The organism is Thermoanaerobacter ethanolicus JW 200 (assembly GCF_003722315.1).
GTDB lineage: Bacteria > Bacillota > Thermoanaerobacteria > Thermoanaerobacterales > Thermoanaerobacteraceae > Thermoanaerobacter > Thermoanaerobacter ethanolicus.
On record NZ_CP033580.1, the window covers coordinates 2128686 to 2152489 of the forward strand.

General features: G+C 33.9%; 22 protein-coding genes. All 22 read right to left on the bottom strand.

The genetic code is table 11. The annotated features are described in order from the left end of the window. Window positions 1-111: 111 nt before the first annotated feature. Entirely contained in the window at window positions 112-882 is a 771-nt protein-coding gene (sigG, locus tag EB239_RS10695; RefSeq protein ID WP_003871579.1) for an RNA polymerase sporulation sigma factor SigG, read from the bottom strand. Between the two features lie 69 nt (window positions 883-951). Next, window positions 952-1677, bottom strand: a complete 726-nt coding sequence (gene sigE / locus EB239_RS10700) for an RNA polymerase sporulation sigma factor SigE (RefSeq protein WP_003871580.1) — start codon at window positions 1675-1677, stop codon at window positions 952-954. A gap of 14 nt (window positions 1678-1691) precedes the next feature. Further along, entirely contained in the window at window positions 1692-2522 is an 831-nt protein-coding gene (gene spoIIGA, locus EB239_RS10705; RefSeq protein WP_003871581.1) for a sigma-E processing peptidase SpoIIGA, read from the bottom strand. A gap of 530 nt (window positions 2523-3052) precedes the next feature. After that, window positions 3053-4126, bottom strand: a complete 1074-nt coding sequence (ftsZ, locus tag EB239_RS10710; protein WP_003871212.1) for a cell division protein FtsZ — start codon at window positions 4124-4126, stop codon at window positions 3053-3055. Window positions 4127-4141: 15 nt separating this feature from the next. Then, a complete protein-coding gene (ftsA, locus tag EB239_RS10715) occupies window positions 4142-5368 on the bottom strand; it encodes a cell division protein FtsA (protein WP_003871211.1) in 1227 nt (408 codons plus the stop codon). Between the two features lie 25 nt (window positions 5369-5393). Then, complete coding sequence (locus EB239_RS10720) at window positions 5394-5738, bottom strand: small basic family protein (protein WP_003871210.1); 345 nt, start codon at window positions 5736-5738, stop codon at window positions 5394-5396. Next, on the bottom strand, window positions 5738-6460 hold the full coding sequence (locus tag EB239_RS10725) for a DUF881 domain-containing protein (RefSeq protein WP_003871209.1): 723 nt from the start codon (window positions 6458-6460) through the stop codon (window positions 5738-5740). The genes EB239_RS10720 and EB239_RS10725 overlap by 1 nt, the downstream gene beginning before the upstream one ends. A 15-nt stretch (window positions 6461-6475) precedes the next feature. Beyond that, a complete protein-coding gene (locus EB239_RS10730; protein WP_003871208.1) occupies window positions 6476-7189 on the bottom strand; it encodes a cell division protein FtsQ/DivIB in 714 nt (237 codons plus the stop codon). A 57-nt stretch (window positions 7190-7246) separates the two neighbouring features. Beyond that, complete coding sequence (gene murA, locus EB239_RS10735) at window positions 7247-8500, bottom strand: UDP-N-acetylglucosamine 1-carboxyvinyltransferase (protein WP_003871207.1); 1254 nt, start codon at window positions 8498-8500, stop codon at window positions 7247-7249. A gap of 73 nt (window positions 8501-8573) precedes the next feature. Then, on the bottom strand, window positions 8574-9668 hold the full coding sequence (gene murG, locus EB239_RS10740) for an undecaprenyldiphospho-muramoylpentapeptide beta-N-acetylglucosaminyltransferase (protein WP_003871206.1): 1095 nt from the start codon (window positions 9666-9668) through the stop codon (window positions 8574-8576). Between the two features lie 6 nt (window positions 9669-9674). Beyond that, window positions 9675-10781 carry a stage V sporulation protein E gene (gene spoVE, locus EB239_RS10745; protein WP_003871205.1) on the bottom strand — a complete coding sequence of 369 codons (1107 nt, stop codon included), beginning with the start codon at window positions 10779-10781 and terminating at the stop codon, window positions 9675-9677. Window positions 10782-10785: 4 nt separating this feature from the next. After that, window positions 10786-12150, bottom strand: coding sequence for a UDP-N-acetylmuramoyl-L-alanine--D-glutamate ligase (murD, locus tag EB239_RS10750; RefSeq protein ID WP_003871204.1), 1365 nt, complete (start codon window positions 12148-12150; stop codon window positions 10786-10788). A gap of 12 nt (window positions 12151-12162) precedes the next feature. Beyond that, window positions 12163-13113 carry a phospho-N-acetylmuramoyl-pentapeptide-transferase gene (mraY, locus tag EB239_RS10755; protein ID WP_003871203.1) on the bottom strand — a complete coding sequence of 317 codons (951 nt, stop codon included), beginning with the start codon at window positions 13111-13113 and terminating at the stop codon, window positions 12163-12165. Window position 13114: 1 nt separating this feature from the next. Then, window positions 13115-14500 (bottom strand): UDP-N-acetylmuramoyl-tripeptide--D-alanyl-D-alanine ligase, encoded by a 1386-nt coding sequence (locus tag EB239_RS10760; protein ID WP_003871202.1) that lies wholly within the window; start codon window positions 14498-14500, stop codon window positions 13115-13117. After that, a complete protein-coding gene (locus EB239_RS10765; protein ID WP_003871201.1) occupies window positions 14497-15948 on the bottom strand; it encodes a UDP-N-acetylmuramoyl-L-alanyl-D-glutamate--2,6-diaminopimelate ligase in 1452 nt (483 codons plus the stop codon). The genes EB239_RS10760 and EB239_RS10765 overlap by 4 nt, the downstream gene beginning before the upstream one ends. Window positions 15949-16031: 83 nt before the next feature. Then, window positions 16032-18107, bottom strand: coding sequence for a stage V sporulation protein D (locus tag EB239_RS10770; RefSeq protein ID WP_042835619.1), 2076 nt, complete (start codon window positions 18105-18107; stop codon window positions 16032-16034). Between the two features lie 12 nt (window positions 18108-18119). Continuing rightward, on the bottom strand, window positions 18120-18563 hold the full coding sequence (gene ftsL / locus EB239_RS10775) for a cell division protein FtsL (protein WP_003871199.1): 444 nt from the start codon (window positions 18561-18563) through the stop codon (window positions 18120-18122). A 28-nt stretch (window positions 18564-18591) separates the two neighbouring features. Further along, window positions 18592-19518 (bottom strand): 16S rRNA (cytosine(1402)-N(4))-methyltransferase RsmH, encoded by a 927-nt coding sequence (rsmH, locus tag EB239_RS10780; RefSeq protein WP_003871198.1) that lies wholly within the window; start codon window positions 19516-19518, stop codon window positions 18592-18594. A 12-nt stretch (window positions 19519-19530) separates the two neighbouring features. Then, window positions 19531-19962, bottom strand: a complete 432-nt coding sequence (mraZ, locus tag EB239_RS10785; RefSeq protein WP_019907797.1) for a division/cell wall cluster transcriptional repressor MraZ — start codon at window positions 19960-19962, stop codon at window positions 19531-19533. A gap of 253 nt (window positions 19963-20215) precedes the next feature. Next, entirely contained in the window at window positions 20216-20599 is a 384-nt protein-coding gene (locus EB239_RS15035; RefSeq protein ID WP_129545142.1) for a DUF6262 family protein, read from the bottom strand. Next, on the bottom strand, window positions 20589-22547 hold the full coding sequence (locus tag EB239_RS10795) for a tyrosine-type recombinase/integrase (RefSeq protein ID WP_003870888.1): 1959 nt from the start codon (window positions 22545-22547) through the stop codon (window positions 20589-20591). Before EB239_RS10795 ends, EB239_RS15035 begins: the two co-directional genes overlap by 11 nt. After that, window positions 22544-23668, bottom strand: a complete 1125-nt coding sequence (locus EB239_RS10800; protein ID WP_318261371.1) for a tyrosine-type recombinase/integrase — start codon at window positions 23666-23668, stop codon at window positions 22544-22546. The genes EB239_RS10795 and EB239_RS10800 overlap by 4 nt, the downstream gene beginning before the upstream one ends. Window positions 23669-23804 lie beyond the last annotated feature (136 nt).

Consider the following 23804-nt stretch of genomic DNA (forward strand, 5'->3'; position numbering starts at 1 on the left):
CTCCTCTCCTCTTTTGCTTTATACCACTAAAATAACAAGGAACCCTTCTCATCATAACGGGTTCCCGATATTTTGTCAACAGTCTGAATCTAGCTTATCATTCCTGATAAGCTAGATGTATTTCCTCATGTGATTTAAAGCCGCTTTTTCTAATCTTGAAACTTGTGCTTGAGATATTCCTATCTCTTTTGCTACCTCCATCTGGGTTTTCCCTTCAAAAAATCTCATCGTCAATATCATTTTTTCCCTTTCGCTTAGTTTTTGTATTGCTTCTTTTAATGCAATTTTCTCTAGCCACACTTCATCCATATTTTTGTCATCGCTGACTTGGTCCATCACATAAATTGCATCTCCACCATCATGATATATAGGTTCAAACAAAGAAACCGGTTCTTGAATAGCATCAAGAGCCATTACCACTTCCTCTCTTGGAAGGTCCAGCTCTTTAGCTATTTCGCCTACTGTCGGCTCTTTGGAATTTTCCGATACTAATTTGTCCCTTACCTGTAATGCTTTATAGGCTATATCTCTTAAAGATCGGCTCACCCTTATAGGAGTGTTATCTCTTAAGTATCTTCTTATTTCTCCAATTATCATTGGAACAGCATAAGTAGAAAATTTTACATTTTGATTTAAGTCAAAATTGTCAATAGCTTTTATAAGCCCTATACATCCTACTTGAAACAAATCGTCTACGTACTCTCCGCGATTATTAAACCGTTGAATAACGCTTAGTACCAATCGCAAATTCCCATTTATAAATTCTTCTCTCGCTTTTTCGTCTCCATTTTTCATCCGCTGCAGTAGCTCTTTTTGCTTGGAAGGTTTTAAAACAGGTAACTTAGAGGTATTGACACCGCAAATTTCAACTTTGTTATTCATAAATCCTGCCCCCACATGTTTAGCTTATTAACAGTATTGCCGGCAGGATAAAAAAATATACAGAAACGCTTAAACTAGTCTATTCATTTCTTTTTTTAATCTTTTTAAAATCTTTTTTTCTAAGCGAGAAATATAGGACTGTGAAATTCCCAACATATCTGCCACTTCTTTTTGAGTCTTTTCTACTCCACCCTCTAATCCAAATCTAAGTCCTATTATCTTTTTTTCTCTATCTGGTAATTTCTTTAATGCAGAAGTCAATAATTCCTTTTCTACTTCATCTTCGATATATTTATAAACTGTTTCGTTATCAGTGCCTAAAATATCTGAAAGCAAAAGTTCATTTCCATCCCAATCTACATTTAAAGGTTCATCAAAAGAAACCTCTAATTTAGTTTTGCTATTCCTTCTTAAATACATTAATATCTCATTCTCAATGCATCGAGAAGCATAAGTAGCTAATTTTATTTTTTTCTTAGGATTGAAAGTATTAATAGCTTTTATAAGTCCAATCGTGCCAATAGATATTAAATCTTCGATTCCTACTCCTGTGTTTTCAAATTTTTTTGCTATATATACTACCAATCTTAAATTTCTTTCAATAAGTACCGTTTTTGCTTCATTATCTCCTTTTTCCATTTTTGAAATTAAATATATTTCTTCTTCTACAGAAAGAGGTGGAGGTAATGCTTCACTTCCTCCAATATAAAATATGCCTTCAGATAAATCTAAAAAATCAAGGATTTTTTTCCACAACAATAGCATTTCTATTTTTACTTTTGTTTTTAGTTGCACTTCCAACACCCCCATTATACTAAAATTTCTGGTGCTAACAACGCCGCATAATTACCACATTTATCTATTTGGCTTTTGTATACTCCTACTATTACATTCCTTATCTCTTTTTCACCTACCACTAATTTATCTGGCTTAAATCCTAACATTATTCCTTTAGACTGTCCTACTGATATAAAGGGTATTAACCTTATCCTTGATAACCATCTTTCCTCTTTCAAAACTTCAAAAATTTTGTTAAAATCTATCTTCTCTTCATTTAATAAAATTTCCATATTATCAGGAAGTATATTTTTCATAGCCAAAAACTCTACTACCACAACAGGCGATTTAGTTAAAGGGTCGTATAATCTATTTCCAGTATCTAATAATCCTTTTATCTCTATTTGTTTTTGAAAAATTTCTATTTTTATGCTGTATAACATTTTTTCCTCTTTTGATTTTCTCACTATATAATCCCAATTAGTATAGAAAAGTAAAATAGCTATCAATATTCCAATCCATAAACTGTGTAAATTAAATTTTGCCGTATACAAAACTGCAAAAATTGTCCCACCTATCGCAAAAGAAATTAGATAAAAAACTGCTAAAATTCTCAAAAATTCTTTTAATGTTTTTGGAGTAAATGCCATATATATTATTAAGAGAGATAAAATAATTTTTGCGAAAACTTCGTGAATCATCTTATAAGGTAACAAAAAAAATATTAGGACATAACACGCTCCCAATAATGCACCTAAAAAAAGCTTAATAGGTTTGCTGCCCTTTTTAGAAAATTTTCGTGTAAGGGATAAAATAAGATAGTTAATAATTAAATTTTCGAAAAAAATTACGTCTAAATACATTCATACCATCCCCGGGGACTCTTTTAATCCTTATACAATGTATATTCCCATTTGCTTATTTTATTCATATTATAAAATAAAAATCTCAAATTTATTGTAATATTTTGGAATAAAAATAAGGTTGTTTTTGTAGAATTTTTGCATAAAAAAATCTGCAAAGAAACCTTTGCAGATCAGACTGTAGACAAACTTTCGTAAAGGAGATATTTTGCATAAGGAGCGACTTGTTACAAAGCGGCCCGGCACTCAAGTAAGAGAGTTTGATATAAGCAAAAATAGAAAAAACAAGCATACTTACTTGAGTGCCGGGAAACTTAGCAAGACCGAGGGTGGAGGCAGGGCCGAAGCCATGGATGGCGAAGGCGGGCACCTGAGGCAAGGAGGCCGATTGTGCCCGGTACCCTGCCGGAGCCCGAAGGTCGAGCTTTAGTTTTGTCGCTTTGGAACATCGGAGCGACGATGCAAAATATCTCCTTTGAATATTTTTTAACTTTGTCAACAAACTGATCTGCAAAGAAACCTTTGCAGATTTATCGTCTCCCTCTTCTTAAAAAAGTAGGTATATCTAAATCATCACTGTCTATAACATTTTCTAATTTTACTTCAGGCTCCCTAGTGTCTTTTTTCTTTGCTGTATCCTTAGATTTTTCATTTCTTTCAAATCCTGTAGCTATAACAGTAATCCTTATTTGGTCCTCTAATGCCTCGTCTATTACTGCACCAAATATAATATTTGCATCAGGGTCTGCAGCTTCATAGATAAAATTAGCCGCTTCATTAACTTCAAATATGGTTAAATTTGGACCTCCTGCAATATTAAGTAATATTCCTCTTGAGCCTTCAATTGAAGTCTCTAATAATGGACTATGGATTGCTTGTTTCGCTGCCTCAGTCGCTTTATTCTCCCCAGAAGCTATACCTATTCCCATATGTGCAAGTCCTGTATTTGTCATAATAGTTTTAACATCAGCAAAATCCACATTTACAAGTCCAGGGACTGCGATAAGGTCGGATATACCTTGAACACCCTGTCTTAAAACATCATCTGCTAATTTAAAAGCATCAATCATTGAAGTCTTTTTTTCAACAACTTGCAATAATCTATCATTAGGAATAGTAATAAGAGCATCTACATGTTTTTTAAGTTCTTCAATGCCCATTTCTGCATGGGCCATCCTTTTTCTCCCTTCAAAGGTAAAAGGCTTGGTAACTACTCCTACAGTCAAAATTCCTAATTCTTTTGCTATTTCTGCCACAACAGGAGCAGCTCCTGTGCCTGTGCCTCCTCCCATGCCAGAAGTGATAAATATCATATCAGCACCTTTTATAACTCGTTCTATTTCTTCTCTAGATTCTTCAGCAGCTTTTTTCCCAATTTCAGGGTTTGCTCCTGCTCCTAACCCTTTTGTTAATTTTTCACCAATTTGTATTTTTATTTCAGCTTTCGATAAATAAAGAGCCTGCTTGTCTGTATTAATTGCAATAAACTCAACACCGCGAAGGCCAGCATCAATCATTCGATTTACAGCATTTCCGCCTCCACCACCAACTCCTATTACTTTAATAGCAGCAAATTGTTCCATATCAGTTTCTATACCTATCACAAAAAACCCTCCTCTTTACGCCCAAAAATCGCTAAATATTTCTTTGAGTTTATCAACTAATTTAGAACTCTTTTTCTCTTTTTTATCAGTCGGTTGGGCATTATGCATAAACCTCTTATTGTTATATACATATTTTACCACTCCTACCCCTGCCGAGTAAATAGGAGTTGCTACTCCGATATTTTGCGGAGAACCAATGCGAATGTTTCTATTAAAAATTTTTTGTGCCAACTCTATATTTCCTTTTAAAAAGGAAATGCCTCCACCTGTTATGACTACATTTGTAACAATGTCTTCCAGAACTTTTGCTTCTTCCAATCTCTCATACACAAGCATTAAAAGTTCAGAAACCCTCGCTTCTATTATATCAGATATTTCATTTACATCTGTAGCTGATTTGCTTTTACCTGCTAAACTAGCAATTTTAATTGGTTCCAGCTTTTCAGGGGATAATTTTTCTAAAGTTCCATATTTCTTCTTTATATTTTCGGCTTCTTCAAAAGAAATCTTTAACCCTATAGATAAATCGTTTGTGATATGCCATCCACCGACTGCTATCATAGATGAATAAATAAGGCTGCCATACTTGAAAACAGAAATATCAGTCACTCCTGCACCCACATCAATTAATGCAACCCCCAACTCTTTTTCATCTTTTAAAAGTACTGCTTCTCCTGTAGCTAAAGGGCCTACAATTATTCCCTCTACCTCTAACCCTGCTTTTTTAACGCACTTTTCCATATTTTGAATAGCGGTAACACTACCTGTTACTATAGCGGCATTTACCTCTAACCTTATACCCGCCATTCCAACAGGGTCTTTTATTTCCCCATACCCATCCACAACATATTCTAATGGTATAACATCGATAATTTCTTTATCAGAAGGAATAGCAATGATTTTAGCAGCTTGTAAAACTCTATCCACATCTTGTTTTGTTATTTCTCTATCTTCTCTCGATACTGCTACTACTCCATTGTTTTTATATATAGTCGTCAACCCTCCATATATTTTCAAATACACAGAGGATATTTTTTGGTTGGCCATTCTTTCCGCTTGCTCTACAGACTTTTTTATAGAATAGGCAGTTTCATCTATATCTACAATAACCCCTTTTTTAACCCCATAACACGGATAATAGCCAATCCCAACAATATGCAGTTCTCCATTTTTATCCCCTTCTCCAATAATTGTACATACTTTAGATGTGCCAATGTCTAAACCAACTATTAAATCACCCATTATCAAATCCTCCTTCAGGAGACTGCTATCTTTTTCGCATCTTGTCTATCAGATATCTCCTTATATATGCAAAATTGACAAATAGCCTGCTTCCAAATACAAAAATTGCCGCAAGATAAATAGGAACTCCTAACACATCTCCAATATAAGCAAGGCCTCCTGCCAATATCGCATTGCCAAAAAAGCCAGTTATAAAAATAAGATTATCAAACTTCTCTTCAAGACTAGCTCTAATACCACCAAAAACTGAATCCAACGCTGCAAGAATAGCAACAGATAAATAAGAAACATAAGTGCTGGGGATATTAATTGGCAAAATAAAACCTATCACTATTCCTATTAATAAACTAACTATTATAATATAAGCCATTACTTGTTCTCTCCTTCAACTAAAGGTTTTGCATATCTAAACTTTATCACTCCGTCATATTTTTTAATCAATATATTGTCCGATTTTTTGATATTTACCTCTATTCCCCAAGTAGCTAAAGTATCTACTACTCCACCCTTTAGCTTAAGAGCAGCCTCTAATGTATCAGGGTCTCCAATAGCCTTTATGACATACGGCGCAGAAAAACGCACAGAATTTACATTTACTGTAGGGCCAACGCACCTAATTTCTGAAGTAGCAATTAATCTTTGGTCATTTAAAGATATGGCCTCCGCTCCTGCCGCTCTTAGCTCATTTACAACTCGCAATAAATCCTCATCGTGGACCAGAAATAAATTAGGGTCTTGTCCTGGGGGAACGGCTTGTTTGCTATCATTTATAGTTACAATTACTCCTGGACCTTGAAGGTCAGTCAGTCCTGCTAATTCTTTATATTTTTCTACATCATTTTTCAAAGTTTGAGTAATTACGCTATTCTTGGACGCAGAATCTTCGTAAGCATTTATTTTTGTTTCTAAATCATTAATCTGTTTTAGAAGAGCATCTTTTTCCGACTGCAGTTCCTTTAATTGAGCTGCCAATTCTTCTGCTCTCTGCACAGTAACTACGCCGCTTTTTTTTACTATTTTAAATTGAGTAGAAAGCATTATTCCTAATACTATTGAAACTAAAGCTACGGAAATATATACACTTTTTTTCATAAGTACCCCCATCCTCTATGGCATAAATACTGGATTGCTGTCTCCAATAATTTGAATTGTACCTTTATGATACCCTTTTTCAACCAAATCTTTTAATATTAATTCGGCAAATTTGAAAGAATAATTAATATCAGAAGGATTGTCAAAAGATATATCTATGCCATTTTTTGTAACTAATATAATTTGTCTTTCATTCATATATTTTATAACAGAACAAAAATCAGTACCTTCTATGAGTTCTAAAAGCGTTCCCAAATAACTTTTTTCAAAAATATCATTCAACTTTTTGCCAATTTGATATTTCTCAACTTTTATTCCTTCTATAACAGGAAGTTCAGGGTTATAATCGTCCTTTTTTATTACCACTCCTTCTTTATCTATCATTAAATAGTCTTTTTGATATTTGACTTGTGCAACTATTTGTCTTTCTTTTATAAATATTTCTACAGTATCAGGATATTGAATTTTTACTTTGCTTTCTTTTATATAGGGGTTAGCAAGTAAATTACTTTCTATTTTTTTAGGAGTAACTTTAAAAATATTCATTCCATAATCTATCATAGCCAACTCTTTAATATCATTAAAAGATAAAATTTGATTGCCTACAACTTTTATAGTTTTAATCTCAAAATAATTTGATTGAAACATAAAAAGGTAAAGCAAAACTATAAATACTAGCATCACAAACATAAATATTAAAAACCGCTTCTTAAAAGCCCTTTTAACCATTAAACCATCCCCTGCTTGTACTTTTCTTTCGCATATGTAAAACAGCATGACGCTGTTTTACATTATTCTTACAATATCCCCTCCCACACTTTTTAAAGCCTTTTCGATTGATTCATATCCTCTATCAATGTGTTCTGCTTCTTCTACTATTGTAGCACCTACTGCCCCCAAACCTGCAATAATCAAAGCAGCTCCTCCCCTTAAATCTCTTGCTACTACTTTTGCACCCATTAGCTTCTCAACACCACGTATTACCGCTACTCTTCCATCCACTTTTATATCTGCTCCCATTCGTATAAGTTCTTCTGTGTATTTAAATCTATTATCAAATATTGTCTCCGTAACAATAGATGTCCCATCTGCTACAGATAAAACCGAAACCATCTGAGGCTGCAAATCTGTGGGATAGCCAGGGTATGGCAATGTAACAATCATATCTACTGCTTTGGGGCGCTTATCGCCTATAATTTTTATATAATCATTTCCGGCATGTATTTCGCATCCCGTCTCTCTCAATTTTGACAGCAATGGTTCTAAATGTTCTTTTAAAGCATTTACTACTGTTAATTCTCCTCGTGTCATCGCCGCAGCACAAAGATAAGTACCTGCAACAATTCTATCTGGAATTATGGTGTATTCCGCATCATGCAATCTTTTTACTCCTTCTATGATAATCGTGTTAGTACCAGCTCCTGATATTTTCGCCCCCATAGAGTTTAAGAAATTCTGCAAGTCTTCTATTTCCGGTTCTTTTGCCGCATTTCTAATGATGGTAATACCTTCTGCAAAAACTCCCGCCAACATAATATTTTCTGTAGCTCCTACACTAGGAAGGTCTAAGTGAATTTCATTTCCTCTTATCTTCCCACCTTCACATTTAATATATCCATAAGACTCTTCAATTTTAACTCCTAATCTTCTCAAACCCTTAAGATGTAAATCTATAGGTCTGTGTCCTATATCACAACCTCCTGGAAAACTCATCAAAGCTTTTTTGTTTCTTGATATTAAAGCCCCCATCAAGAATATAGATGACCTCATGGTTCTCATTAAGCTATCAGGTATTTCACTATCTTTTACATCCCTTGCATCTACAATAATATCTCTGCCTTTAAAAGTTATCTTACACCCTAAATGTTCTAAAATTTCTATCATTGAATAAACATCTTTTAATTTTGGACAATCATGTATTACAGAAATCCCTTCATTTAAAATTGATGCTGCAAGGATGGGTAAAACAGAATTTTTAGCGCCATTTACCTTTAACTCACCATACAGCCTGTTCCCTCCATTAATTTTAAATTTCCCCATCTTATCACCCCTAAATTTAATACAGCTTACACCATATACTATGCATAAATAAGATGGGGTGTTACATAAGGTATTAAGTTATGCTTTTTATAAGCTTGTATATCTTCTCCGCAGCATCAATTTTAGAAATTTTTCGGGCATTATCTCTCATTCTAGAGAGTACTTGAGGATTATCAAGAAGATATTTGATTTTTTTGTACAATTCTTCTGCTATCAAATCCTTCTCTAAAATAACATAAGAAGCTCCGGCTTTTTCTAACACCCGGGCATTATACTCTTGGTGATTATTAGCAACATAAGGAGAAGGAATCAAGATTGAAGCAACACCTTTTGCAGTAATTTCTGCCAAAGTAATAGCACCAGCCCTACAGATTATAATGTCTGTAGCAGCATATACATCCTGCATATTGTGACAATAAGGAATTATTTTAACTGTTTCATCTATGTTTATAGTTTCAGTTTTAACTTTTTCCAACACTTTTTCATATTGATTAGCTCCTGTAATTATTAAAACTTGCAGGTTTTTATCCTTTTGCTTTAAAAATTCTACCATTGTAAAATTTATTTTTTCTGCTCCTCTACTTCCCCCTACTGATACTATTAAAGGTTTATCAGAATAAAAACCCAAATTTTTTAAACCTTCCTCTTTAGTAATTTTTAGCAATTCTCTTCTAATTGGATTACCTGTTACCACAACTTTTTCTTTATTTTTAAAATATTTAACTGATTCTTCAAAACTTACCGCTACTACCTTCACAAATCGTGATAGTACCTTATTTGTAAGGCCTGGAAAAGCATTTTGTTCATGAATCAAAGTAGGTATCCCTTTTAAAGCCGCCATCATTAAAACAGGACCACCAACATATCCCCCTGTTCCAATTACTACATCTGGTTTAAATTCTTTTAAAATATCATTTGCTTCCTTAAGCCCCACCATTGCTTTATAAATAGTTTTTAATGTATCCAATGATAATTTCCTTTTAAATCCTTGCACAGTAATTGTCTTTAATTCAAAACCTTCTCTTGGTACCAATTCATTCTCTAAACCTTTTTTTGTACCTACAAATAAAATTTGAGCATCTTTTTCATTTTTTAATATTTCTTTAGCAATGGCTATGGCAGGATAAATATGTCCTCCAGTACCTCCACCAGCAAACAAATATTTCAATTATCATCAACTCCTATCTAAATTTGCAGATCGTGAAATATTTAATAGTATTCCTACTCCTGCCATCATAATAACAGTAGAAGTACCTCCATAACTTATAAAAGGAAGAGACACCCCTGTAGGTGGCATAGAAGAAGTTACAACCGCAACATTTATAAGTGTTTGAACTCCTATAAGACTTGTAATTCCTGTAGCTAAAAGACATCCAAACATATCTGGAGCTTTTGCAGCCACTCTCAAACCTCGCAAAATAAGGTATAAAAACATCAAAAGTATAGTGACTGTACCAACAAGTCCTAATTCTTCTCCAATTATGGAAAATATAAAATCATTGTAAGGCATAGGCAGATACATAAGTTTTTGCCTGCTTCCTCCGAGTCCAACTCCAAATAGTCCTCCCGAACCTAATGCATAAAGGGATTGTACGATTTGATATCCAGATTTTTGAATATCCTGCCACGGATTTAAAAATGTAAATACCCTTTCCCGTATATACTTAAAAGATGAAAAAACAACGATAGCTGCCCCAATTCCTGCTCCAAATAAAGCTCCCATAAAAGATAATTTAGCACCTGCTACAAAGAGAATTATTACAGCCACAATAAATATAATACCAGCTGTACTAAAATTAGGCTGCAACATTATAAGGCCAAAAAGCAACCCTGCCAATCCTAAGACAGGCATAACTCCCTTTTTGAAACTCTTTGCATAATCGGGATGTTTGTCAAAATATTTTGCCAAGTATATAATAAGAGCATATTTTGCCAATTCAGAAGGCTGGATTGTAAAGCTTCCAACTCCTATCCATCTGGTCGCATTATACCTTTCAACTCCTATTCCAGGAATCAAGACTGCAATAAGCAATCCAATCGAAATAATAAGTAAAGGACCAGCTAACTTTTTTAAAATAGTGTAATCAAAATTCATCATAAAAACCATAGCAAAAAAGCCCAATATTACCCATAACAATTGCCTTTTTAAAAAATAATAGGCATCATTATACATATACTCAGCACTGGCAGAACTAGCACTAAAGACCATAATTACACCAATGGAGACTAGTATTAAAACTGTGAGTAAAATGCCATAATCCACAGGGTACTTTTTTTTCATTATTTTACCTCCTCAACTCTGCCACTGCCTTTTTAAAGATTCTTCCCCTCTCTTCAAAATTCCTAAACATATCCCAACTGGCACAAGCTGGTGATAAAAGTACACTATCTCCCTCTTTCGCACTTTCATAAGCTTTTTTAACAGCTTCTTCTAAGGTACCAGCAAAAAGTATGTCATCCTCAGGATAAGAATACTTCCTTGCAGTATCTCTGATTTTTTTTGCAGTTTGCCCTATCAAAATCAATTTCTTTACTTTCCCATTAAAGGCTTTTACAAACTCATCAAATTCACTACCTTTATCATAACCACCAGCAATTAAAACTATAGGGGTTTTTAAGGCCTGTATTGCTTTAATTGAAGCGTCTGGGTTAGTCCCTTTAGAATCGTTATAAAATTTTACACCATTTATTTCATCAACAAACTCAATCCTATGTTCTACACCTTTAAAAGACTTTAAAGTACTTGCAATAACATTTGCACTAATCCCTGAAAGATATGCTACTGAAGAAGCAGCCAATGCATTCTCTAAATTGTGTTCTCCAGGAATATAAATTTCCTCTATGTCAATAATTTTTTTAGCATTTCCATTAACGCTTATATAAATACTGCCATCTTTTACATATGCCCCATTTTCTAATGAACTTTTTCTACTAAAAGGAAAAACTCTGCATTTAGCCTTATTTTTTAGACTCCACGTAACAGGGTCATCGAAATTTAGAACAGTATATTCATCGCCTCGTTGATTTTCAAAAATTCTTCCTTTTATATCTCTATAACTTTCAAAAGTCTTATGCCTGTTTAAATGATCAGGGGTAATATTTATTATACAGCTTATTTTAGGTTTAAACTCTTTTATAGTTTCTAATTGAAAGCTACTAATCTCTGCTACTATGAAATCCCCCTCTGTCGCTTCCATGACAGCATAAATAAGTGGATAACCTATATTCCCAGCAACATATACCTTTCTCCCTGCATTTTTAAACATTTCGCCTAATAAAGAAGTAGTAGTTGTTTTGCCATTTGTACCTGTAATTGCATAAATAGGAGCTTTAGAAAACCTATATGCAAACTCCACTTCTCCCAATACTTCAATTTTCTTTTCTTGTGCTGTTTTTACTATATCCGAATCAATAGGAACACCTGGACTTAAAACGACCAAATCTATGCCTTCTAAAAATTCCTTTTTGAATTTACCAAACCTAAAATCTATGGACAAACTTTTAATTTCTTCTAAATTTTCTTTTAATACATCATATTCTTTTCCATCATAAGCTATTACTTTCGCTTTCAAGCTGTCCAACACTTTACACAAAGCTATTCCGCTAACTCCTAAACCTGCTACAAAAATTTTTTTACCCTTTAGCTCCATAATTTGCACTCCTTAGCTTAAACTATAAAAAGATATAAACATAGCAATTAGAGTAACAATCCAAAAAGCGTAGACTACATTTTGTTCTTGCCAACCTGACAATTCAAAATGATGGTGTAAAGGACTCATTTTAAAAACCCTTTTACCAAACAATCTAAAAGACAATACCTGAATAATCACTGAAAGAGCTTCAGCCACATAAATAATGCCTAATAAGGGCAAAATCAAGGGCAATTTAGTCAAAACCGCGGCAGTAGCTATAGCTCCTCCAATAGCTAAGGAACCAGTATCTCCCATAAAAACCTCTGCAGGATGACGATTATACCTCAAAAATCCTAACAATCCTCCTGTCAAAGCAGCGCTAAAAGCTCCATAAGTTATATTATTCAAAAATAAAGCTGTCATAGTGAAAAAAGCCATAACAATAAAAGATACACCTGCTGCTAATCCATCAAGCCCATCTGTCAAGTTTACGCTATTTACTGTTCCAACTATTACAAAAACCATAAAAGGAATATAAAAATTGCCAAGGTCAATAGAAGTTTTTAAAAAAGGAAAAATCACTTCTGTTCCTACATATTTTTGAGCAAAATATGAAATGATTATCGCAAGTAAAAACTGTCCAATAAGTTTTTCTCTCGCTCTCAAACCTAAAGGCCTTTTAAAATAAACCTTTAGAAAATCATCTGCAAATCCTATTAAACCATATCCCAAAAAACCTAATAACAAAATAGCTAAATATTTGTTCCAATGAGAAAAAATTAAAGTAGAAATAACTGTGGCTGTAATAAACATTATTCCCCCCATTGTAGGGGTTCCAGATTTTTTTAAATGGCTTTTAGGCCCATCTTCCCTTACTTTTTGCCCAAATTTTAATTTTCTAAGATAAGGTATAAAAAGAGGACCAGACACCAAGCTTAGCACAAAAGCAACAACTGTAGCCAAAATTATCTTTTGTAACATTTTACTTTACCCTCTCCTGCAAAAATTGTACTATTTGTTCCATTTTCATACCTCTTGAACCTTTTACTAAAATTGAATCCCCTTCTTTGATAATATCTTTCAAAATTTCATTAACCTCTTCATTAGTGTTACAAACAAAAATATTGTTCCCTTTCATCCCACAAACCTTGGATTCTTCTGCAATATATTTCGACATATCACCAGACGTTATCAAAATATCTATATGGCTATCTGCCACCAATTTTCCTATTTCTTTGTGTGCTTCTACTGCATACTCACCTAATTCCAGCATATCTCCTAAAACTGCTATTTTTCTCTTAGCAGGTAAATCCCTTAATACGCTTAAAGCTGCTTTCATAGAATCCGGATTAGCATTATATACATCGTCAATAATTTTTATATCACCTATTTCTATTATATTGAGTCTCCTTTTGCCTGGTTGAAAATCTTTTAAAGCCTCTGCCATGTCCTCTACATTGATACCAAACTCTAATCCAACACAAATAGCAGCAAGAGAATTGTACACATTATGAATACCAGGAATCGAAAGCTTTATTTCTTTCTCCAAATTTTTATATTTTAAAGTATATTTTATATCTTTTTCTCCTTTTTCTATATCGCAAGCTTTAATTTCTCCACTTTTTATACCATATCTGTAATACTTACTTGAATACTGCAGAGGAATTTTTGATAGCATATCATCATCTGCATTTAATACAATCACATTTTCCTCTTTAAAATTTTCAATTAACTCAGTTTTTGCTTTTAATATATTTTCTCTTGAGCCTAATTTTTCGATATGAGCAACTCCTATATTTGTAAAAACTGCTACTTGAGGCTCTGCAATATTCTTTAGCCTCCTAATTTCTCCAAAACCACTCATTCCCATTTCCACTACCGCAATCTGATGAGTATCTTCCAAATTAAAAATTGTCAATGGCAAGCCAATTTCATTATTAAAATTTCCCTCTGTTTTCAAAACTTTATACTTTTTAGACAATATTTGTGCAATCATATCTTTCGTAGTAGTTTTTCCACTGCTACCTGTCACAGCAATAAAAGGAATATTGAATTTTTTTCTATAATAAGAAGCAATTTTATGCAAAGCTTCTAAAGTCTCATTAACGTAAATGACATCAACTGAAAAATCTTTCAAACACTCTACATTTTCCAACCTCGCAGTAATAACTGCAATAGCACCTTTGTCTATTGCATCTTTTACGAAATCTTCTCCATCGTATTTTTCCCCTTTCAAAGGGATAAATAATTCATCTTTTTTGACTTTTCTCGAATCAGTTGAAATTCCTATTACTTTATCCTTTAAACTTCCTTTTATCAATTTTCCCTCAGTAGCTCTTACAATTTCATCTATTAAAAGTTCCATCATCTATTACCGCCTTCAGACAAAATTTCTTTAACTATTTCTCTCTCATCAAAGTGAATAACCTTATCTCCTATAATTTGATAAGTTTCGTGTCCTTTACCTGCAAGTATTATTACATCGTCTTTTTGAGCATTAGTCAGAGCGTAGCTTATCGCTTCTTTTCTATTTTCTATTACAACATAAGGGCAATTAGTCTTTTTTATGCCTTCCTCAATTTGTGAAATTATTTCTCTTGGGTCTTCCGAACGAGGATTATCCGAAGTCAAAATGCAAAAATCCGCATACTTCCCTGCAACTTCTCCCATCAAAGGCCTTTTAGTTTTATCTCTATCTCCTCCAGCACCGAAAAGAAGTATTTTTCTTCCAGTTTTATATTCCTTCAAGGCTTCCATTATATTCTGTATTCCGTCAGGAGTATGGGCATAATCTATAATCACATAAAAGTCTTTTCCTGTCTCCACCAGTTCAAATCGACCTTTTACTGTGACCTGACTTAAAGCCTCTCTCACACTTCGCAAAGAAATACCAAGAAAATCAGCCACTGTAATGGCAGCTAAAGCATTGTAGACGCTAAAAATTCCTGGAATTTTTAATGAAATCTCTTCTTTTTTATCTTCAATCTGAACTTTAAACTTTACACCATCTAAACTATTCCTAATATCCTTTGCCATAACATAAGCAAAATCTTTTATACCATAAGTCAAAACTTTTGCTTTAGAACTCTCAATCATCATAGAAGAGTATTTATCATCTATATTGATGACCGACGCACTCTTCGCCATCTTGAATAACTTACTCTTTGTCTTAGCATACTCTTCCATGTTCTGGTGAAAATCTAAATGGTCTTGGGATAAGTTGGTAAAAACTGCTATATCAAATTCACATTCGTCTACTCTATTTAATGCTAAAGAATGAGATGATACCTCCATAACCACATACTTAACACCTTTGTTCACCATAATACTAAAAAGTTCCTGCAAATCCAACGATTCAGGTGTGGTATGTACAGAAGGTATCACTTCATCCCCTATCATATTTTGTATAGTCCCTACTAATCCCACTTTATTATTTTGCCTTTCTAAAATCGCTTTTAGCATATAAGTAACAGAGGTTTTACCATTTGTTCCTGTTACACCAATTAAAGTAAGTTTGCTGGTGGGGTTATTGTAAAAATTAGAAGCTATTTTTGCCATGGCAGCTCGAGCATCTTCTACTAATACTGTTGTAATTCCGGGATATTCTTTTATTTCCCTATCTGTAACAACAGCAACTGCCCCATTTTTAATAGCCTCTTCCACATAGAAAATACCATCGGTTTTAAACCCTTTTATAGCGATAAATAAATATTTATTTTTAGATTTACGGGAATCGTAACACACCCCACTGATGTCTATATTAGGATCTCCTTTTATCTCGCAGTTGACTCCTTTTAAAATATCTATAAGTTTCATGTTAGGCCTCCTCACAAAAATATCTAAAAAGCATACCACCACTAAATAGTATAGCACAATTATAGATTTTGCATAGAGGAAGTTTAATTTTCCTTAGGCCTAAACTCCACTTCTACAGTTTCACCTTTTTTCAAAATCGTGCCTTCTTTCGGACTTTGATTCACAGCAAAACCACTGCCTTTTATTTTTATTTTAAGCCCTAAAGAATTTAGAATTTCTGTGGCTTCTTTTACACTCTTACCAGTTAAATCAGGAACTACTACTTCTTGTATTTTTTCAGCATTTAAGTACAAAATAACTTGTGTGTTTTCTTCTACAATTGCTCCTGGTTTAGGCATTTGGTCAAAAACAGTATCTCCATTTCCTTCTATTATAAAATTAAGCCTATTCGACAAAATAATGTTTTCTGCTTCATAAAGTTTCATATTCCTCACATCCGGTACCACAACCGACGCAGGTTTTTCTATTCCTCTTGGCTGTACTTCCAAATATCTTAAGGTATCTTCTAAAATGCTCTTTACTACAGGTGCAGCCAATTGGCTTCCAAAATGGGTTTCCGGATTATTAGGCTCATCTATTACCACCAACACAATAACTTTTGGATCCTCCGCTGGTGCAAAACCTATAAAAGATGCCACATATTTGCCTGGCATATATTTTTCTGTAGTACCAGTCTTTCCAGCTACATCAAATCCTTCAATATATCCTGCTTTGCCTGTTCCCTCTGACACTACACTTTTTAGTATTTCTCTCATTGTAGAAGAGGTCTGTTCAGAAATGACTTGCCTCACTACTTTTGGTTTAAATTCCTTCACTACTTTTCCATTTGAATCTACAATTGATTTCACAATTAGAGGTTGCATCAATTTTCCTCCATTGGCTATTGCGGAGACAGCAGTAATCATCTGAAGAGGCGTCACAGCAATACCTTGCCCAAAAGAATTAGTGGCTAACTCAACAGGCCCAACACTACTTTCTGCCAATACAAGACCTGGAGCTTCACCAGGAAGAAGTATTCCTGTCCTTTGTCCAAATCCAAAATCATGTATGTATTTATAGAGTTTTTCTACTCCTAGCCTTTGTCCTAACGTCACAAAAACTGCGTTGCAGGAATTTTGAACACCTTGAACAAAATTTTCACTGCCATGGGTAGCCCAGCAATTTATTCTATGTCCAGAAACTATAGTATAGCCCGGACAATAAAACTGTTCATTAAGACCTACAAGTTTTTCTTCTAAAGCTGCAGAAGCAGTAATTGTCTTAAAAACAGAACCAGGTTCATAAGAATCAGAAATAGCTTTATTTCGCCAAGCTTTATACCATTCCTCCTGCGGTCCTTCAAAAGGATTATTAGGATTAAAATTTGGTCTATTAGCCAAAGCCAATATTTCCCCTGTTTTGGGGTCCATAACAATGGCTACTGCTCCTTTTGAAGGCTTAGAATGAACCATCGCTTGGTTAAGAGCCTTTTCTGCAAAATGCTGAATAGTTTCATCTATTGTAAGCACTACGTTATAACCTGGAAGAGGTTCAAAATACTCATCCTCTCCCACATCCATCTTTCTACCTATAGCATCCATTGGAGTAGAAATTCTTCCCGGAATACCTCTTAAAAAGTTGTCAAATGCTAATTCAATACCATCTAAACCTTGGTTGTCAATTCCAGTAAAGCCCAAGACATGAGATGCAAGAGTATTATTTGGATAAAATCTTTTCATGTCCTCAGAAATTATTATTCCATCTATATTAAGCTTTCTTATCTCTGCTGCCTTTTCGTCATCAACTTGTTTAGCAATTAACACTTCTTGTAAGTTTTTATTAGAAATCTTTTGAAGAACTTTTCCTTTATCTAAATTTAATATTTGGGCTAAAGCTTCAGCTACTGCTTCTCTTTGAGAATCAGGTATTTCTTTGGGGATAACACTTATTTTATTAACACTTATATTTTCTGCTAATACTTTGCCATTTCTATCAAATATATTTCCCCTTTTGTCGCTAACAGATACGTCTAAAGTCCATTGAGGAAGTGCCATCTTTTGATATTCTTCACTTTTTACAACCTGTATCCAAAAAAGTCTAAGTATAAGTCCAAAAACTACTATAGAAGATAAAAAAAGTAAAAAAAGAATTCTTCTCTTTACAGATATGGTTGGATATATTTATTATCCCCCCTATCTATTCAACACCCCCAATATCCTCATAAAAAAGTTACTTCTATCTTGTGATTTCTCTTCACCTTTTTTCTCTTCAGCTACTTTAGGCTTTTCTCCCACATTTATATAGACTATCTGATTTTCTTCTGGCAATTGCATTCCTAATTTTTCTTTTGCAATCTCTTCAATTCGAGCAGGATTGCTTAAAGAAGCAATTTGGGCTTTTAATTGTTGATTTAAATTTTCTGTATATTGTACTTGTTTTTCCATTTTATCTAAAGCAATTGACCTTTGATAAATTACAGTATACCTGTAAAGTATCAAAATGCTTAGAGAACTTATAAAAACTACAAAAAGTAAATTCTTTAATTTCCTGTTTTTTTTAGTTTTTCTTATTTGCTCTTTCTTTTCTGAGGTATATGGGGGATACTCGTAATTATATTTTCTTTGTGCTACTATCAATTTATTCTACCTCCATTTCTTTTAGAACTTACAGTTTTTCTGCAACTCTAAGTTTTGCACTGCGAGACCTTGAATTTGTCTCTATTTCCTCTTTGGAAGGTAGTACCGGTTTTTTTGTGATGATTTTTATCAAAGGTTCTTTGCCACAAGTACAAGGCATATTATGTGGACAAGTGCAGGGATTTTCTAATTTTTTAAAAGTATTCTTCACAATTCTATCTTCCAAAGAGTGAAATGTGATTATCGCAATGCGCCCTTTCCCCCGTAATACCTCTACCATATCCTCAATCGCCTTATCTAAACCTTTAAGTTCTTCATTGACTTCTATTCGTATGGCTTGAAATGTTCTTTTTGCTGGATGTGGTCCTTCTCTCCTGGCAGAGGCAGGAACAGCATTTTTTATAATCTCTACTAATTGGAAAGTAGTTTTTATTTCTCCTTTTTCTCTTTCTTTTGCAATAAATTTAGCAATACGCGATGCCCATTTCTCTTCTCCATATTCTCTTATCACTCTTTCTAATTCTTGCTGTGAATACTTGTTCACCACATCATAGGCAGAAAAAGGTGAATTTTTGTCCATTCTCATATCCAGCGGAGCATCTTTCATATAAGAAAAACCGCGTTCAACTTCTTCTAATTGATAAGAAGATACCCCCAAATCCAAAAGGATGCCATCAACCTTGTCAATATCCAAACTTTTAAGTATCTCTTTTATATTTTTAAAATTATCATTTATGTACTCTACATTTTTGTAATTTTTAAGCCTTTCTTTGCTAGCTTTTATCGCATCCAAATCTCTATCTATCGCAATTAACTTTCCGGTGGTAAGCCTTTTTAATATTTCTTCAGAATGACCTCCACCACCTAAAGTACCATCTACATATATTCCCTCTGGTTTTATATTTAAATATTCAATTGTCTCCTTAAGCAAAACACTTTTATGGCTGTATTCCATTCTTTATCACACCTATATATTTAAGTCGTCAAGATGCTCAGCAATCTCTTCAAAAGAAACATCTGTATTATTAGAATACTCTTCCCAAACCTCTTTACTCCAAATCTCAACCCTTGTAGAAACTCCAATAAATATAACATCTTTTTCTATTTTGGCATGCTCTCTTAAATTAGCAGGTATAAGTATTCTTCCCTGTTTATCAATTTCACATTCCACAGCTCCAGCTAAGAAAAATCTCGTAAATGCTCTTGCGTCTTTTTTGGTAAGTGGCAAAGTTTTAAGTTTGGCCTCAATATTTTTCCACTCATCCAGTGAATATACGAATAAGCAATTGTCCAATCCTTTAGTCAATACAAACCTATCCCCCAGCTCTTCTCTGAATTTAGCGGGGATTATGACTCTTCCTTTTGCATCAATTGTGTGTTCGTATTGACCCATCAACATACAAAACACCAAACTTTCCCTTCACATTCTCCCACTTACCACCACATTGCACCACTTAATATGTTATTCTATATAAATTTAAAAAATCCTGCTAAATTTTTATAAAAAAATAAAAAAAACAGGCTATGAATTATCTGAACTCCAAATGAGGCAGGTCTTATAAACAAAGGCCTGCCTCATTGTATATATGTAAACAATGTAAAACTAAACTGTAATAATAGATAGGGTGCATGATGCATTATACGAATGAACCTTAAATACCTTTATCGTAATCTTCGCCATATCTACGTGCCAAAATGCCTTTTAAGCGTTGGACTTCTTTCTCTAACTCTTTTATACGCTTGTTTTTTGCAGCGATAAGGACATCTTTGCTTGCATCCGTCATCTCCCGTTTTACTTGCTTTAGAGAAGGTAGTCCTTCTTGCTGTTTTCGGAGTGTATCAATACGGTCATAATGGTTATCATAAAGGTATTTTTTTGAAACATTGGCTCTTTCAGCAACACTATTAAAGTTAATCTTCTCTTTTTCCTTCAAAAGTTGCTGTATGGCTTTATCAACTCTTTCCTGACATTTTTCCGACTTCTTTTCTCTGGCTTTAGCAAGACCTTCAGTATTTCGCTTATGGTCACTTGTCATTGTTTCTTTCCTCCCCGATATACTCACGACCTTTTTTACCTGCTTTATGGTGTATCTTTCCTTCCTTTAGTACCTTTAAAATCTCTTCATAACGCTTTAAAAGGCTCATATTCTTCTCAACCCATACAGTACGTCCTTGTGCTTTACCACGTTCAATAAGGGCCTTTGTCTCCTGTATTTCAAGTTCATACTGTGGTATAAAATCTGGAGTGGTACAAAGGTTTCTACAGGTAAGGCAAGGATTTAATTGTGTATGACATTCCTGCTTTTTAGGCTTCATGCAATACCCAAGAGGCATTCTCACAGCATCAAGATTGTGTCGGATGTACTCCCATTCAATTACATCCTCATTCTGTATGTCAGAAATATTAATTTTTTTGATTTTACCTGATTCGTCAATCTTGAATAGCCCCTGTTTTGTTGCTTCTTCCCATGATTTGCGCATGGTTGTATCAAGAATTTTAGCATAACAGAGTGTCATTTCAGGGGAAGCATGAGCCATCCACTTCTGAACATGCAAGATGTTCATTCCGTTATTGATTAATTCAACTCCTTTGGTATGGCGAAAAGCATGGTTGCCAAAGTGAAATACATTACCTTGGTCATCAGTAATATTTTGATTTTTAGAAAGACGATTAAGTGCCTGTTGTATTAAATATCCTTGAGGGCAACGGCCTTTTCTTTTTCCATCAAACCTGACAAACAATAGATGATTGGGATTGTTGTCATCTGTACTTTTTTCTTTGACTTCATCAACTACTGCTTGTACAACTGCATAGACTTCATCGGTAATTGGTATACGATGGTTTAAAATCTGTGTTTTTAGAATATCTCCACAAAGATACCAACCTTGGGAAGTACGGTCTAAACAAGTATCATAACGCAAATTAAGAATATCCGATATTCGCCAGCCACTGGCTCTTAATAGAAAAACAATTGGGATGTATTCAGAAGGTGTTAAATGCTCCAGATTATCTTCCAACTGTTGAAGAACTCTTTCAGGAATATATTTAATATCATTTTCGGGCTTTTGAGGTTTTCTTGGAATATCCTCTTTGAATAATAAACATACAGATGGTAATTCAGGTGCTTCTGGATACATAGCACGTTGAATATAATCAAGGAAGATTCGTAAGGAAATTAGATATTCAATGTGCCTTTTTTTCCAACCAATTGTATATTCTCTATACCAGGATAAATAGTTCTCCATATGTTTTCGTGTCAGCATAGTTAAGTTTTTCCATGTAGGCTCTTGAGCATGAATGTATTTTGTAAATAGGCGTAGAGCCATAATGTCTGCTTCGCATTGTCCCTGTGAATTGTTGGTTGTTCTAAATTTTATAAATTTTTTAACTAATTCTCGAAATTCTACTGGTATATCTGAAAAATTGAGGTAATAATTAGATTTATTTTCTGTTATCTTTGCTCCAGGTATCTTTCGGCAATCCCAAATATCCTTTTCATATTCATCACGAGTATCATAAAGATTGGTAAAGAAAGAATATAATTGGTTAAAAACCGTCTCGTATTGCTTATTTGAAATTTCTCCGTCATCATTTATACTCATACCCTTGTCAACAAGAAAAGAACGCCATTGTAACAGAGCCTTGTCATATGTAATATCTACAATACTGGCTATGTGAGGATAATATTCATTAAGAAATTCAGCAAAACGGTTTAATGCAATACCATATGCAACAACGGTAATGAGCCTAATTTCCTTTTCCTGCAATCGGTAAGCATACATATACTTAACTTCATTTTTGATTGAAGAGCTAAAGGATGAAAAGTCAATAGTTTTATTGGATAAACTCCACTTTGCAGGGCGTAAGTCATCAAAAAAGGAATCTCTAATATCCCAAACATCATTACCCCAATAACCACTCAATAACTTCCTAATTTCTTGCTTTTTTTCTACTGTTGGTTTAACTTGATATGCAACACTCACTTTTTATCATTCTCCTTGGTTTTATTTTTTAACTTCATACGTTTTTCAGCCTGTTCCCAGTCTTTACGCATTTCTTCTTCGTCTGGATGTGAATATATCTGCATAGGTGTTTGAACATTCGACCATCCGCCACGTTGCTTAATCTTTTCAAATCCCCAACCTTGCTTCCGAAGTGTATCAAAATGACTGTGACGAAACATATGGGGAGTTACATATATGCCCGTTTTTTCACGTAACCTTTTAAATAGTGAAGCCACATCAGGATATTCCATAGGTTGATACTTGTTTTTTCCTGAAAGTTTAATAAAGACATGGTTTGTATCTACTTCATCAGTGTGATACTCTGCAACATAGTCCATATACAGGTTCATTAGGTCAGCAGATACATCTATCCTTCTTGGACTGCAAACTGTTTTAATATCAGCAAGGTTAGGCAATTCACCCCTGTCTTTAAGGTCAATCTTCCTTGCATCAATGATGAAATCCTCAAGCCATAAGGATAAACACTCACCTATACGGAATCCACTTTCCCAGAGCAGTTGTATAAGGAACTTGTCCCTCAAATTAGAACAAGCATCTATCAATATAGCGATTTTCTCTTTTGAAATGGTTTTTGGGCGTTTTTTTGGGACTTTAACCTTTAAAATTTTCGTATTGTAATCCCTGTTCTTGTTAATATGATATAAGAAATCCTTAAATTCTCTCCGAGAACCTGGTATCTGCTTTTTAAGCCTTTGAGATAATTGTATAGAATAATCATCAATCTTCATTAGATAGTCATAAAACTCAATAACACTTGATATGTAGGCATTAACAGTATTTGCTTGTAAAACATCTTGCGAAGGCTTTATTGATGATACTTTTACATTCCTATGTGGTGTTTGTAGCCATCTCATGAACTCTGCCATATCGTCTATGCTTATATCACGATAATCTCTGTCTTTTTGTTGAAGAAACTCAAAAAACTCCTTCAAATGATAACAGTATGCACGAAGAGTGTTCCTTGCTTTTCCAGCATTATCTTTAAATTTTAAAAACCTATACACTGACTCTACTGGCTCACCGTCATCATCAACAAGCAAGTATCGCTTCTGTCCTCCTAGTATAACTATTTCCTCCACTCTCAAGGGAACACCTCCTATGCAAAAATATTAATATACCAAGTATACTAAATATACTACAATTATTCAATATATATTAATATTTACTTATGTATAAAAATAATAGATAGAGCATACACAAAATACTGTGTAGCCT

Coding starts and splice junctions, on each gene's coding strand:
- sigG (WP_003871579.1), bottom strand. CDS start 882: ATGAATAACAAAGTTGAAATTTGCGGTGTCAATACCTCTAAGTTACCT.
- spoIIGA (WP_003871581.1), bottom strand. CDS start 2,522: ATGTATTTAGACGTAATTTTTTTCGAAAATTTAATTATTAACTATCTT.
- ftsA (WP_003871211.1), bottom strand. CDS start 5,368: ATGGGTGATTTAATAGTTGGTTTAGACATTGGCACATCTAAAGTATGT.
- EB239_RS10720 (WP_003871210.1), bottom strand. CDS start 5,738: ATGGCTTATATTATAATAGTTAGTTTATTAATAGGAATAGTGATAGGT.
- EB239_RS10725 (WP_003871209.1), bottom strand. CDS start 6,460: ATGAAAAAAAGTGTATATATTTCCGTAGCTTTAGTTTCAATAGTATTA.
- EB239_RS10730 (WP_003871208.1), bottom strand. CDS start 7,189: ATGGTTAAAAGGGCTTTTAAGAAGCGGTTTTTAATATTTATGTTTGTG.
- murA (WP_003871207.1), bottom strand. CDS start 8,500: ATGGGGAAATTTAAAATTAATGGAGGGAACAGGCTGTATGGTGAGTTA.
- spoVE (WP_003871205.1), bottom strand. CDS start 10,781: ATGAAAAAAAAGTACCCTGTGGATTATGGCATTTTACTCACAGTTTTA.
- murD (WP_003871204.1), bottom strand. CDS start 12,150: ATGGAGCTAAAGGGTAAAAAAATTTTTGTAGCAGGTTTAGGAGTTAGC.
- mraY (WP_003871203.1), bottom strand. CDS start 13,113: ATGTTACAAAAGATAATTTTGGCTACAGTTGTTGCTTTTGTGCTAAGC.
- EB239_RS10760 (WP_003871202.1), bottom strand. CDS start 14,500: ATGATGGAACTTTTAATAGATGAAATTGTAAGAGCTACTGAGGGAAAA.
- EB239_RS10765 (WP_003871201.1), bottom strand. CDS start 15,948: ATGAAACTTATAGATATTTTAAAAGGAGTCAACTGCGAGATAAAAGGA.
- rsmH (WP_003871198.1), bottom strand. CDS start 19,518: ATGGAATACAGCCATAAAAGTGTTTTGCTTAAGGAGACAATTGAATAT.
- mraZ (WP_019907797.1), bottom strand. CDS start 19,962: ATGTTGATGGGTCAATACGAACACACAATTGATGCAAAAGGAAGAGTC.
- EB239_RS15035 (WP_129545142.1), bottom strand. CDS start 20,599: ATGACAAGTGACCATAAGCGAAATACTGAAGGTCTTGCTAAAGCCAGA.